General features: G+C 61.7%; 13 protein-coding genes. 12 read left to right on the top strand and 1 reads right to left on the bottom strand.

All coding sequences use genetic code 11. The features are described from left to right. Positions 1 to 7: 7 nt before the first annotated feature. A complete protein-coding gene (locus tag R4P70_RS25055; RefSeq protein WP_046377785.1) occupies positions 8 to 859 on the bottom strand; it encodes an alpha/beta fold hydrolase in 852 nt (283 codons plus the stop codon). Positions 860 to 960: 101 nt separating this feature from the next. Here R4P70_RS25055 and R4P70_RS25050 point away from each other — a divergent pair, with 101 nt between their 5' ends. The 12 genes from R4P70_RS25050 to R4P70_RS24995 all read left to right on the top strand — a co-directional run bounded on the left by R4P70_RS25050 (position 961) and on the right by R4P70_RS24995 (position 12,460). Beyond that, positions 961 to 1,446 carry a MaoC family dehydratase N-terminal domain-containing protein gene (locus R4P70_RS25050; RefSeq protein WP_007731639.1) on the top strand — a complete coding sequence of 162 codons (486 nt, stop codon included), beginning with the start codon at positions 961 to 963 and terminating at the stop codon, positions 1,444 to 1,446. After that, positions 1,443 to 1,841, top strand: coding sequence for an acyl dehydratase (locus tag R4P70_RS25045; RefSeq protein WP_070385914.1), 399 nt, complete (start codon positions 1,443 to 1,445; stop codon positions 1,839 to 1,841). Before R4P70_RS25050 ends, R4P70_RS25045 begins: the two co-directional genes overlap by 4 nt. A gap of 81 nt (positions 1,842 to 1,922) precedes the next feature. Continuing rightward, complete coding sequence (locus R4P70_RS25040) at positions 1,923 to 3,212, top strand: aromatic ring-hydroxylating oxygenase subunit alpha (protein WP_007731634.1); 1,290 nt, start codon at positions 1,923 to 1,925, stop codon at positions 3,210 to 3,212. A gap of 122 nt (positions 3,213 to 3,334) precedes the next feature. Further along, positions 3,335 to 4,678 (top strand): M20 family metallopeptidase, encoded by a 1,344-nt coding sequence (locus R4P70_RS25035; protein ID WP_317832339.1) that lies wholly within the window; start codon positions 3,335 to 3,337, stop codon positions 4,676 to 4,678. Continuing rightward, positions 4,678 to 5,634, top strand: a complete 957-nt coding sequence (locus R4P70_RS25030) for a 3-(2,3-dihydroxyphenyl)propionate dioxygenase (protein WP_007731630.1) — start codon at positions 4,678 to 4,680, stop codon at positions 5,632 to 5,634. Before R4P70_RS25035 ends, R4P70_RS25030 begins: the two co-directional genes overlap by 1 nt. 30 nt (positions 5,635 to 5,664) lie before the next feature. Beyond that, a complete protein-coding gene (locus tag R4P70_RS25025; RefSeq protein WP_019746500.1) occupies positions 5,665 to 6,537 on the top strand; it encodes an alpha/beta fold hydrolase in 873 nt (290 codons plus the stop codon). Positions 6,538 to 6,646: 109 nt separating this feature from the next. Then, the gene (locus R4P70_RS25020; protein ID WP_317832337.1) at positions 6,647 to 7,603 is read left to right on the top strand and encodes an NAD(P)-dependent oxidoreductase; all 957 of its coding nucleotides are present in this window, start codon (positions 6,647 to 6,649) and stop codon (positions 7,601 to 7,603) included. Between the two features lie 204 nt (positions 7,604 to 7,807). Next, positions 7,808 to 8,791 carry an ABC transporter substrate-binding protein gene (locus R4P70_RS25015; protein WP_317832335.1) on the top strand — a complete coding sequence of 328 codons (984 nt, stop codon included), beginning with the start codon at positions 7,808 to 7,810 and terminating at the stop codon, positions 8,789 to 8,791. Further along, on the top strand, positions 8,788 to 9,651 hold the full coding sequence (locus tag R4P70_RS25010) for an ABC transporter ATP-binding protein (RefSeq protein WP_007731623.1): 864 nt from the start codon (positions 8,788 to 8,790) through the stop codon (positions 9,649 to 9,651). Before R4P70_RS25015 ends, R4P70_RS25010 begins: the two co-directional genes overlap by 4 nt. Then, on the top strand, positions 9,648 to 10,484 hold the full coding sequence (locus R4P70_RS25005; protein WP_021342537.1) for an ABC transporter permease: 837 nt from the start codon (positions 9,648 to 9,650) through the stop codon (positions 10,482 to 10,484). Before R4P70_RS25010 ends, R4P70_RS25005 begins: the two co-directional genes overlap by 4 nt. Positions 10,485 to 10,497: 13 nt before the next feature. Then, a complete protein-coding gene (locus R4P70_RS25000; RefSeq protein WP_070385912.1) occupies positions 10,498 to 11,283 on the top strand; it encodes a class II aldolase/adducin family protein in 786 nt (261 codons plus the stop codon). A 166-nt stretch (positions 11,284 to 11,449) separates the two neighbouring features. Continuing rightward, entirely contained in the window at positions 11,450 to 12,460 is a 1,011-nt protein-coding gene (locus R4P70_RS24995) for an NAD(P)/FAD-dependent oxidoreductase (RefSeq protein WP_317832332.1), read from the top strand.

Raw genomic sequence — 12,460 nt, 5'->3', positions numbered from 1 at the left:
CGTTCGTTCAGTTGTGCTGTTGGTCAAGGAAACCCGAAACTACACTGTAGTAGTCGTATGGTCGTTCTTCCTGAAGATGATGCGACGCCTTGTCCATGATGTAGAGATGGCCATGGGGAATCATCCGCGCCAGCATGAGCGGGTAGTCCGGGGTGAGGAATGCGTCGTGCATGCCCCAGGCGAAGAGCGTCGGCGCCTGGATCTGGCCGAGTTCAGCTGTGAGATCCTGCCAATCGCCACGAGGTGAGTCCGCCGAGGCAGCCAGGGCCATTTCTTCGGGGTCGAGACTTTGCTCGTATCGCATCTGGAGGGTTTCGGCGGGCAACTTCGATCCGTCGAACCATTCGAGACTGGTGATCAAGGTGCGGAGTTTTTCGAGGGTGGGGCCGGTGCCCCCGTAGTAGAGGTCGCGGGCGTTGCGGCCACGCCGGCCATCCTCGGGGAGCGGCGCGAGTGGACCGTAGAAGACGGGCATGCTGCCCGTGATCACCAGGGAGCGAACGCGTTCCGGGTACTTTGCCGCAAGATTGAGCGCTATGGTGCCGCCCCACGAGTTGCAGACGAAGTCTGCGCGTTCGATTCCGAGTTCGTCGAGCAGGGCAACCATCTTGGCGGCGTGGAAGTCCCACATTGGGCCGGCGATGGTGCACTTGTCGGACCGACCGTATTGCAGCAGATCAACGAGAATCGCTCGTCGATCCGAGGCGAAGAGCGGTGCCACCGGCCCGAAGTCGGACCACGCAGTGCAGCCGGGGCCGCCTCCGTGCAGGAAAATCGTGGGGTCGCCCTCGCCGAGGTCGTAGTAATGGAATGTGACGCCATCTGCTTTGGCGTACAAGCTCTTCGGTTGATCAGCCATGGCTATACCTGACCTCGAGGTGAGCGGTATGGGAAGTATCGCGGTCCGGCAGGCGAACCCGGTTCGTGGCTGTGAGACTTCCGAATGCCTAGCGTGCTGGCATGAGAACAGAACTCGAGCACGCGCGTGATCGCGCGGAGGCGATGATCGGTACGCGGGAAACGCGAGAGTTGGGAACGGTGCGTCCGGCGGAGTCGGTTGCGTTTGCGGTTGCCACCGCCGAGACGGACCCCCGGTTTCTCGACCCGGAGCACCCGGCATTTGCCGTCCATCCGATGTATCTGCCTTCGCTTTTGCGAGGACCGCAAGGTGGCTCCGATCGAGAGTACCGAGCAGACGGCATGTTCCGTGACGAAGTGCCGGGCACAGACGGTATCGACGTGCGCTTGATGGCCGGCGGGCAGAGTGTGACTTTCTTGCGACCGGCCCCGCTGGGTGAGGCTGTCGTCGTAGGGCGAGTACTCGATACCGTGACGACCAAGGGCCGGGCTCCGGACGAGTTTCTGCTGCTCTCGGTCACCAAGACTTACCGGGGTGCGCAGTCCGGCGCATTTGCCGAGGTCGTCGAGAAGTTCATCGTCCGATGACCGAAACAGTAGTCGTGGGCACGCCGATCGAATCGGTGACCTTGGTCTGCGATCCGGTTCGGATCCTTCGATTCGGGGCGTCGACGCACAATTCGCACCGTATTCACTACGACGCCTCCTATGCGCAGACGGAGGGGTTGTCCGCACCGGTGGTCATGGCCCAGTTGCAGGGCACGCTGTTCTTTCGTGCCGCGTCACACTTTGCCGGTGGATACGAAGGAGTTGTGTCCGTCTCCTGGCAGAATCGTGCGCCCGCGCCCGTCGGAACCACACTCGAGGTGTCGGGTGAAGTGTCCCAAATCGACAGTGACCAACTAACTTTGACAATGCGGGAGCATTCGGACAATGGCGTGCTGTGTGCCGTCGGAACCGCTGTGGTGGTCCGGGTCTGCTGAGCGAACCGAATCCATTGGCGTAGACCGCAATCTCACCCAAGATCTGTTTCATTCAAACGTTCAGTGTCGAGAGGACTTCACATGACTGGTGTCGAGGCGTCGGAAGCCACGTTCGCGCTGCCCGAGCGGCCACGAGCGGCCGGTCGGCAGGATTGGACGGCATGGCCGGGTTACAACGCAGCCGGCAGCGGATACCGCGGTTACTGGTACCCGGTCACGTGGTCGAACCACATCACCAAAGACCCCAAGAGCTTCACCATCTGTGGTGAAAAGCTGGCGATCATCCGCGACGCAGGCAAGGCATATGCCCTGCACGATCGGTGCCCGCACCGCGGCGTTCCGTTGTCCGAGGGCGATCAGCAGTTCCCGGGAACCGTCAGCTGCCCGTACCACGGCTGGACGTACCGGCTCACCGACGGCAAGCTGGCCGCGGTCATCACCGACGGTCCGGATTCCAAGATCTGCGGCAAGCTGAACGTCCAGACCTATGCGATCGAGGAGCGACTCGGTCTGGTGTGGGTGTACATCCCGATCGCCAACGAGCCGGCGCCGTCCATCGACGACCAGTTGCCGCGTGAGCTGGTGGAGAACAAGGGTATCGTCGGTGGTCGTATTCAGCCCCGAGAAGGCAACTGGCGCTTCGCATGTGAGAACGGTTTCGACGAGGGACATGCGAAGTACCTGCACCGCACCGCATTGTGGCGTCTGTTCAAGCCGATGCCCACGTGGAACATCACGAGCATCGTTCCGGAGGGACGCTGGATCTACCGCGTGCAGGAAGAGGTGTACTGGGAGGCGGAATTCCCGGGCGTGGGAACCTGGACGAACAAGCGGTGGTGGAAGAAGAAGCCGGACGAGACCCAGATTTCGCAGATCGGAAACGTCGGCGCCGGCCTGGATGTCAATCCTGTGATCGCAGCTCAGAACTTCCCCGGTTTTGCTTCACTGTCCATGCCGGGTGTCCTGCGCATCGCGTACCCCAAGTTCATTCATTACGAGTTCTACGTCCCGGTGGACGAAGACAACCACAAGTACGTCGGCCTCATGGTCAACTTCGTCTCCGGCGCAGCAAAATTGGGCTTCTACGCCAAGTATCTCGGTGCGATCCGCTGGCTGTTCCACGGTCAGTTCTCGGGTCAGGATGCGTGGATGGTCGAGGTCACCGACGCGCCGCCGGAGAAGCTGTACCGACCGGACGTGTCGCTGACGACGTGGCGAAATCTGGCAGAGGAAGAGTACGCCGAGAAGATCGCCGACGCGGCCAAGCACACCCCCAAGGCGCCGGTCAGGCCCACCCGAGAGCGACGGACGCCAACGCCCCGCTCGGCCCCTGTCGCCGACGCTCAGATTCCCACCGGCACCAGCGAATAGGAGAGATACATGTTCAAGATTCTGACGGCTGTCGCTATCGGTGCCGCTGTTGCAGTGGCAGTTCCCAAGCTGTGGCAGATGGCCGGCGAGCGCAGCAATACTCAGGTACATCAGGTCAATCCATGACCACTGCGAGGGCCGACGCTCTCGCAGGCCTAGGCGACGAGCGCCGGGAATGGGTCGAGCGAGCCTACGCCCATGTCGATCGTGCGCGATTGCGGGATCTCGCCACTTCGGTGGTGAACATTCCCAGCCCGACGGGTGATGAAGCACCGCTGGCCCGCCACATCACGGAGGTCCTGGCAGCGTCGGGAATCGAGGCCCACACAATGGATCTCGATGATCGGCAAGCGAACTCGTGGGGAAGGCTCCGCGGTGACGGGTCCGGACCGGACCTGTTGCTGTATGCGCCGATCGACACCGTCACGACCGGCGATCCGGCGGAAGACCTGCCGTGGGTGGGAAATGAGCTGCGAGCGGATCTGACGCCGCACGCCCAGTTCGACGAGAACTACGTGATCGGATTGGGTGCGTCGAACCCCAAAGGCCACGCCGTCTGCATTGTCGCGGCGGCCGAAGCAATTGCCGCAGCCGGTATTCCGCTCCGCGGTGACCTGGTGCTCGGATTCGGCGCCGGCGGTATGCCGACCAATGCCCGCCCCGGTGTCGGAAACCCCCGACGCAACACCGGCCAGGGCGTCGGCTGCTCGTTCCTCCTGGAACAGGGAGTGTGGGCGGACTGCGCGTTGATCGCCAAGCCCGGCTGGACGGTTTCCTGGGAAGAAGTGGGACTGGCCTGGTTCGAGATCACGGTGCACGGTCTGCACACCTACGTCGGCTCGCGCCACCGGTTGCCGTACCGCAACGCGATTACCGCAGCCGGCGAGGTGGTCGCCAAGTTGGAGGAATGGTTCCCGAAGTACTCGGCGGCGCATCAGGACGGTTTGGTTGCGCCTCAGGGGATCGTTGCCAACATCCGCGGCGGGTGGGAGCGAACAGCGTCGTTCACCCCCGAGCAGGTGCGCCTTACCGTTGATCTACGGCTCAGCCCGCGGACGACGCCCACCGCGGCCAAGCGCGAACTCAAAGCCGTCGTTGCGGAGATCGCACAATCGCTGGATCTGCAGATCGACGTCGAACAGGTTCTTGCCATCCCCGGTGAGGGTTCCGACCCTCGAATGTGGTTGCGCCGCGCCGCAGTCCACGCGTGGGAAGCTGCCGAAGGAGAGCCGCATCAGGACTTCTTCGACGCGAGTGGAGCCACCGACGCAAACATCCTGCGCAGCCGCGGCATCCCGACGATTCGGGTGGGTATGCCCAAGGTGGTCGACGCACCGTTCGAGGTGGACTTCGCGATGGGGATGAACACTGTGGATCTGGCTGCGGCGGAGAGATTTACGAAGTATCTGATCCGAGTGGCCCTCGACACCGTCACCCGCTCGCTCGAGGAAGTAGGAATCGACTGATGGCGAAGATAGTTCTGGGTATCGGTGCCTCCCACAGCACCTTGATGAACACCCATTGGGAAGAGACGACGCACAAGGCGGAGGCCGAACGCTTCCGGGACGCGCTGTATCTGAGCCGGGAGAAGATCGCGGCGTCGAAACCCGATGTTGTCTTGATTCTCGGCTCCAACCACTTTCGCGGTTTCTGGCTGGATCTGATTCCGGCGTTCACTCTCGGCGTCGGAGAGTGCATTTCCAGTGGCGAGTCAGGAACACCCAAGGGGCCGCAACGGGTCGACGTGGAGTTCGCCAGGCACCTTGCAAACGAGCTGATCGAAGGTGGCCGGTTCGATCTTGCCTACTCGGCGCGATTGCAGATCGATCATGGTCAGTCTCACGCGATTCAGTACCTTCTCGACGGAATCGATGTTCCGATAGTTCCGTTGGTGGTCAACGTATTCGCGCCGCCCCTCCCGACGTTCAAGCGATGTGAGGAAGTGGCGAAGGCCCTGCGGGATGCCGTTGCGTCGTATCCGGCGGATACCCGGGTCGTGGTGATCGCGTCCGGTGGATTGTCTCATCGTCTGCCCTGGCCGGACTGGCGGGATCCGCACGGTGAGGACGAGGATTTCATGGTTCAAGCCTGGCTGGACGGCCGGGAGAACTGGTCCGACTACGACGTCCGGCGACGCCAGATCATCCGCGCAGCCGATGCCGCGATCACTCCGGAGTTCGATGACCGAATTCTTGATCTGTTTGCCAGCGGCAAGGCAAGTGAGCTTGCCGAGTTCACGACGCAGCAGATCGAAGACGAGGCGGGCAACGGTGCGCAGGAGTTGCGGACCTGGCTCATGATGGCCGCGATGCTCGACTACGTTCCGGGTGAACGCCTTGCCTACGAAGCGATTCCCGAGTGGCTCACCGGTATGGGTGTCACGATTCTCGATCCAGCTGGAACAGACAGCGCAACAACATAATCTGCACCTTCAGTAAAGGAAGTTTCTCTGATGACAATCTGGAACGAACTTGCCGGGCTCGATTTCGAGTTGACGACCGTCGACGCCGGCGGTGTGCCCACGCGCTCTCTGCAGGCAGGATCCGGTGACGAGGCCGTGATCTTCCTGCACGGCACCAGCGGACACCTCGAGGCATTTGCACGCAATATTGCACCGCACGCCGAGTCTTACCGGGTTCACGCGATCGACATGCTCGGCCATGGTTACACCGGCAAGCCTGACTACCCGTACGAGATTCCGCGCTACGTCGAGCATTTGGTGAACTACCTCGACGCGGTCGGACTGGACCGTGTGCACTTGGTGGGTGAAAGCCTCGGTGGTTGGGTCGCTGCCTACCTGGCCAGCGAGCAGCCCGAACGTGTTCTGTCGCTGCAGTTGCTGGCAGCAGGCGGAACAGTCGCGAACCCGGTAGTCATGGAGCGCATCAAGACGTCGACCGCGAAGGCCGTCCAGAGCGACGACATCGAATTGACCCGCGCACGTATGCAGTTGCTCATGCATGATCCCGCCGATGCAACCGAGGAATTGGTTCAGGCTCGTCACCGGATCTACCATCAGCCTGATTTTGTCGCCAACATCCACAACCTCCTTTCCTTGCAGGAGATGGAGGTTCGCCAGCGGAACCTGCTGCGCCCGGATCGAATGGCACTCATCAAGGCGCCGACTCTTGTGGTCTGGGGTCAGGAAAATCCGTTCGGTGATGTTCCGGAAGCGAAGAAGATGGCCGAGGATATTCCGGGCGCTCAGCTCGAACTCTACTCGGAGTGCGGTCACTGGCCGCAGCACGAGCAGGCAGCGAAGTACAACCCGCTGAGCCTCGAGTTCTTGGCAAAGGCATCAGCCAGCGCGAAGGCAGCTATCTGAGAAGTTCCTGCCAAATATACTGCTGCGTAATGGAGCCGGTCTCTCGATTGGGAGGCCGGCTTCCGCGTTTTCGAAGGTACAGTCATCGTCTTACAGCGAAGGAGTTCTCGTGAAGAAAGTACTTCTGCTGACGGCCGACGCCGACAACGGACTCGGTACCGCAATCCGTGACGCCGTCAGGGGTGAGGCGGAGGTAGTTCGATTACCTGAGCGCACCACGGGGGCGCTCCGTGCGGAGTTGCCGACATGCGACGTCGTGGTGGGGGACTGGAGTGGTGATCTGCCACTGGGCAAGGAGGAAGCAGAGCTCGGCCGGAATGTGCTCCTCGTCCAACAGCCTGGTGCCGGAACCAATTTCATCGATGCCGAAGCCTGGCGCGCCGCCGGAGTTCCGGTGGCGAATACTCCCGGTGCAAACGCGAATTCGGTTGCGGAGTGGGCGGTGCTCGCGGCAGGTGTGTTGTGCCGCTCCATGTTCTGGGCGCACAACGAGGTTACCGATGGTCGATGGCCACAGGAATCCATCCTGACGCGCGATTGCCGCGATCTGGCGCAGCGCCGGGTCGGCGTCGTAGGTGTCGGTTCGATCGGCCGCCGGTGTGCAGAATTGTTTGCCGCCTTCGGTTGCGACGTCTACGTCACCGCGCGTTCGAGACCGCGTGACACTGTGGCTGCGACGTTTGTGTCACTCGACGAGTTACTGCCTCTCGCGGATATCCTGGTGCTGGCCGTCCCGCTTACGGAATCAACTCGGGGACTGATCAATTCCCATCGAGTTGCGCAGTTGCCCACCGGAGCGATCGTGGTCAATGTGGCGCGCGGCGCTGTCGTCGACGACGCGGCATTGGCGCGTGCCTTGCGTTCCAGGCATGTCGGCGGCGCTGCCCTCGATGTGTTCGACGTTGAACCACTACCGATTTCGAGCCCGCTCCGTGGATTCGATTCGACCCTCCTGAGCCCGCACGTCGCCGGCGGCAGCGCCGGAGCGCGTGCGTCGATCTATTCGATGACGGCGCAGAATGTCACCAGTGCGCTGCGCTCGCAGACAATTCGGTGGACATTGTGATTCGGTGGACATTGTGATCGAGGGCCGTGTTACCGAAGTATTTCGGTCCGCACGTTCCTCCAGGTGCAGTGTTTCGCCGAGGTAAGTTCCTGTCCCCGGTCCGCACGGTGGACCCGGTTGGTTCTCGGGTGTAGGTACACACAGCTAGGTTTGCTCTCCACGACCCGCAACTGCGGCACAGATCACAAACAAAGGTGTGAGTAGATGGCCTCGCTGTCAAAGTTTGGAAGGACTGCTCTTGTTTCGGCTGCGCTGCTGCTGACCGTTGCAACCGGCGCATGCAGCCGCCCGGCGACGCAAAGCACAGCTGATTCCGCCGGAAGTGGACCACTGCGTATCGCAGTCGGAATCGATGCTTCCTACGCTCCGTTCTTCGTAGCGGATCAGGAAGGCATGTTCGACGCTGCCGGTTTGGACGTCGAACTCGTCCAGTTCGGTCGTGGTGGCGAGGCCGTCGACGCACTCTCGACCGGGCAGGTCCAGATCGCCGGTAGCTCCGATACGACCACGATCGCCCAGTTGCGTCAGAATCCGTCGTTGCGCGCGATGTACTCGTACGAGGCGTCGGGTGACTACATCAAGGTCGTGCTGCGTAACGGTGTCGACTCACCGGCTGCGATCAAGAAGATGGGCATCGTCCCGGGTCTCAGCCAGATTTCGACGGACAAGTACCTCGCTGCCAACTCCATTGCCCCCGGTTCGGTCGAGATGATCTCGGCGACCCCGACGGACATGCCCGCACTGCTCAGTCGTGGCGACATCGACGGGTTTGTCCTGTGGGAGCCGTGGCCGGCCACCGCCCTGGATCAGGGAACCGGCCACGTGGTGGCAGTAACCGGAGACTACGGCTGGTTCTATCATCATTGGGCGATCACGACGGCTCCGTGGTTGTCGGCCAACGAAGAGACAGCGCGAACCGTCGCGAAGGTGCTCGACGAGGCAACGCGCAAGGTCGAGTCGGATCCGGGCGTGGCAGCGGCCGCGACCAAGGCGGCTGTGAACGTCAGCGAGGATCAGACTATTGCCGCGGTGGACGAGATCGACTTCGCCGTGGTGAATCTCGAAGCTGCGGATGTCGAGTCGGCTCAGTCGATCGTAGATTTCTACAAGTCGATCGGTGTTCTCAGCGACCAGCCGGATCTCGAATCGGCAATGCTTCTGGATTGGCACAAGGATGGTGCACAGTGAGTATCGCAACAAGTGGTTCAACGACCAGCTCCACGAATAGCGCGGGGACAGCCGGCCCCGGCAAGAAGAACACCGGTGTTGCCATCGACGTGGTCGACCTCGGAATCAGCTTCGGCGCGGCGGAGATCGTCGCCGGAATCGACATGCACGTGCAGCCAGGTGAATTCGTCTGTCTGCTCGGTCCGAGTGGCTGCGGCAAGTCGACGCTGCTGTCGTCCATGGCCGGCTTCGTGGAACCCAGCGCCGGCGAGATCGTGTGCGACGGAGATGTCGTCGCCGGCAGTAACCGCCACGCCGGCATGGTGTTTCAGAGCTCCGAAGCGTTGTTCGAATGGATGACCGTGAGCCAGAACGTGGCCTACGGCCCCAGGATGCGTGGAGCGAACCGCAGCGAGCAGGCGAGTATCGCGGCCGAGTACCTCGCGATGGTCGGCTTGCCCCACGCGGGTGCGAAGTTCCCCTCGCAGCTGTCCGGCGGTATGCGGCAACGTGTTCAGATCGCACGAGTTCTTGCCAACCAGCCGTCGTTGGTTCTCATGGACGAGCCGTTCGGTGCGTTGGACGCTCAGACTCGTCAGGTTCTGCAGACCGAACTCGACCGTATCTGGCGGCACACCCGCTGCACCGTGGTATTCGTGACTCACGATATCGACGAGGCACTGACGTTGGCTGACCGTGTGATCGTGATGTCGGCCGGCCCGCGGGCCCGGATCAAGAGCGTCTACGAGGTCAATGCGGCTCGTCCGCGAGACCGCAACGATCCCGAGGTGATCGAGCTCTACGAGAAGCTGCGGGACGACATTCGGGCAGAAGTGGTTGCGTCGCTGCGGAACCAAGGCATTGAGGAGGACGAGCTGTGACGGCTGTAGTGACCGGTGGTTCAGCCGGTGTGAGAACAGCGAAGGTGGCGCAGACAAAAAAGCGTTCGTCGGCGCGGCGATCCAAGATTGTCAAAGCGACGCTGATGTATGCAGCCTCAGCGGCAATCGGTTTGGGCATCTGGTCGTTCCTGGCGTGGTGGTACGGGCCGACCACCATTGCATCACCGGCCGAAGTATGGTCGGCGGCACAGGAACTGTGGGAGAGCGGCGTTCTGTGGTCGTCGATCACCGCATCGGGTCAGCGCATCCTCATCGGCTGGTTCCTGGGTGTCGTGATCGGTGCTCCCGTCGGAATTCTGATGGGCCGCATTTCCATCGTGCGACAGCTCCTCGATCCGTACATCGAGTTCTTCCGGTTCATTCCGCCTATTGCGTTTGTCACTCTCGCCGTCGTCTGGTTCGGCATCGGTGAGACGTCGAAGGTTGTTCTGATCTTCTACACCTCGGTATTCATCGTCACGGTCAGCACGATTGCCGCGACTGTGGCGATCAGCGAGAACAAACTGCAGGCAGCGGCAAATCTTGGTGCCAACAAACTTCAGATCATGAAGACGGTGGTCTTGCCGTCGTCGATCCCCGGCATCGTCACGGGCGCTCGCCTGGCGATGGGCAACAGCTTCCTCACCATCGTGTCGGCGGAGATCGTCGCCGCCGACCAGGGTATCGGTTCGATGATCTGGCAGGCTCGAAACTACGGCCGGATCGACTGGACGTTCGTCGGCATCATCGTCCTGGGCATCATGGGCTTCATCTTCGACCGGATTCTCCGCATTCTGTCCTCGCGGTACCTCGCCCGTTACGGCGTCAAATAGTCAGGAGCGCAGCATGAATCACCCGCTGAGCATTGCCGAGCAGGCCGGAATTCCGGGACCGCCCGAGTTCACCGATATCGAGAGTGAGCGGCGTCGTCGCAAGACCGCTGTCATCGGCGGGTATCGGATTTTGTCGAAATTCGGTTTGGACGAGGGAATCTCGGGACATATCACCGCCCGAGACCCAGAAGATCCGGAGACTTTCTGGACTGCGCCGTTCGGGCGGCACTTCTCCCAGGTTCAGCCGGAGGAATTGCTGCATGTGGCGTCGGACGGCACGGTCATTTCCGGAGACGGACCGCTCAACCGAGCAGCGTTTGTCATCCACAGCAAGGTTCACGAGGCTCGTCCCGACGTCATCGGAGCTGTTCACGCTCACGGTTTGAACGGTAAGGCGTTCTCCTCGCTGCACACCCGCCTCACGCCGATCACTCAGGACGCGTGCGCCTTTCACGAGGATCACTCGATCTACGAGGAGTATCACGGGGTGGCGCTGGACGAAGAGGAGGGGATTCGCATCGCGGATGCCCTCGGATCGAACAAGGCCGTGATCCTCACCAACCACGGTCATCTGACCGTCGGAACTTCCGTGGAGAGCGCAGTGTGGTGGTATGTGTCGATGGAGCGGTCGATGCAGGCGGAGCTGACGGCGCGAGCCGCCGGTGATCCGGTTGTCCTGCACGAGAAGATCGCGGCGCAGACCTACGAAGCAGTCGGCACCGAGAAGGTGGGGTGGTTTGCGTACTCGACCATCATCCAGAAGATCGCAGCAGACGAACCCGAGGTATTCGCGCACTGAATTCTTCGCGCACTGAATTCTTGCGCGCACTGAATTCCTGCGAGCATTGGGCCCGTCGACCGAGAGGTCGGCGGGCCCTTTTCGTGGTGTCCCGCAACTGTTACGAGGTCTGTTGAGCGGACCGGTTTCATTTGCGTGAGTCCGTCGGCGCAATACCGTATCGAGTGTGAACACAACGTCTTCCACGGCGACCGACAACGAGATCGGCGTCGATATTCTGATCATTGGTGCCGGCCCCGCCGGGCTGTACGGCGCGTACTACGCAGGCTTCCGCGGCCTCTCGGTTGCCGTGATCGATGCCCTTGCGGAACCGGGGGGACAGGTCAGTGCGATGTACCCGGAGAAGGCGATCCTCGACATCGCGGGATTCCCTTCGGTCAAGGGACGCAACCTCATCGAGGGTTTGATGGCGCAGGCTGCCCCGTTCGATCCGGTGTACCTTCTGGGCATGCAGGCTCGTGAGCTGTCGCATGACGACGACGGCCGGGTGCGGATCATCACCAGCTCGGGCCAGGTAGTGGTGGCCGGCGCGGTTGTCATCACCGGCGGCATCGGAACCTTCACCCCGCGGCCGTTGGCGAAGGGTTTGGAGTTCATGGATCGGGGGCTGAGTTACTTCGTCCCGGACTTGTCGGCGCACACCGGGAAAGATGTTGTCATCGTCGGTGGCGGCGACAGCGCATTCGACTGGGCCGTTCACCTGGAACCGATTGCCAAGTCCGTGACCCTGGTTCACCGGCGAGATCGTTTCCGCGCGCACAAGTCCACAGTTGCCAAGGTGCGGGAAAGCAGGGTCCAGGTTCTCGTCAACGCCGATGTCTCGGCGGTACGTGGAAACGGGTGGATCGGCGAGGTCGACATCACCCACAAACAAGACAAGAGCACGTCCACCCTGCCAGCTCAATCCGTCATCGCGGCATTGGGATTCACGGCCGACCTCGGTCCGATGATGGAGTGGGGAATCGATATCGAAAATCGCCACATCGCGGTGAATACACGGATGGAGACGAATGTTTCGCGTGTGTACGCCGCCGGGGACATTACGGATTATCCCGGCAAGGTCCGGTTGATTGCCGTCGGTTTCGGTGAAGCCGCGACTGCGGTGAACAACGCTGCGGCAGCGCTGGATCCGGAAGCGGAGATCTTCCCCGGACACTCCACTGAACAGGAGGGTTAG

It is taken from the genome of Rhodococcus sp. IEGM 1241, from assembly GCF_033142365.1.
Classification (GTDB): domain Bacteria; phylum Actinomycetota; class Actinomycetes; order Mycobacteriales; family Mycobacteriaceae; genus Rhodococcus_F; species Rhodococcus_F erythropolis.
Note: the sequence above shows the minus strand (reverse complement) of the source record. Positions and strands in the feature narration are given on the sequence as shown.

Coding starts and splice junctions, on each gene's coding strand:
- R4P70_RS25055 (WP_046377785.1), bottom strand. CDS start 859: ATGGCTGATCAACCGAAGAGCTTGTACGCCAAAGCAGATGGCGTCACA.
- R4P70_RS25050 (WP_007731639.1), top strand. CDS start 961: ATGAGAACAGAACTCGAGCACGCGCGTGATCGCGCGGAGGCGATGATC.
- R4P70_RS25045 (WP_070385914.1), top strand. CDS start 1,443: ATGACCGAAACAGTAGTCGTGGGCACGCCGATCGAATCGGTGACCTTG.
- R4P70_RS25040 (WP_007731634.1), top strand. CDS start 1,923: ATGACTGGTGTCGAGGCGTCGGAAGCCACGTTCGCGCTGCCCGAGCGG.
- R4P70_RS25035 (WP_317832339.1), top strand. CDS start 3,335: ATGACCACTGCGAGGGCCGACGCTCTCGCAGGCCTAGGCGACGAGCGC.
- R4P70_RS25030 (WP_007731630.1), top strand. CDS start 4,678: ATGGCGAAGATAGTTCTGGGTATCGGTGCCTCCCACAGCACCTTGATG.
- R4P70_RS25025 (WP_019746500.1), top strand. CDS start 5,665: ATGACAATCTGGAACGAACTTGCCGGGCTCGATTTCGAGTTGACGACC.
- R4P70_RS25015 (WP_317832335.1), top strand. CDS start 7,808: ATGGCCTCGCTGTCAAAGTTTGGAAGGACTGCTCTTGTTTCGGCTGCG.
- R4P70_RS25000 (WP_070385912.1), top strand. CDS start 10,498: ATGAATCACCCGCTGAGCATTGCCGAGCAGGCCGGAATTCCGGGACCG.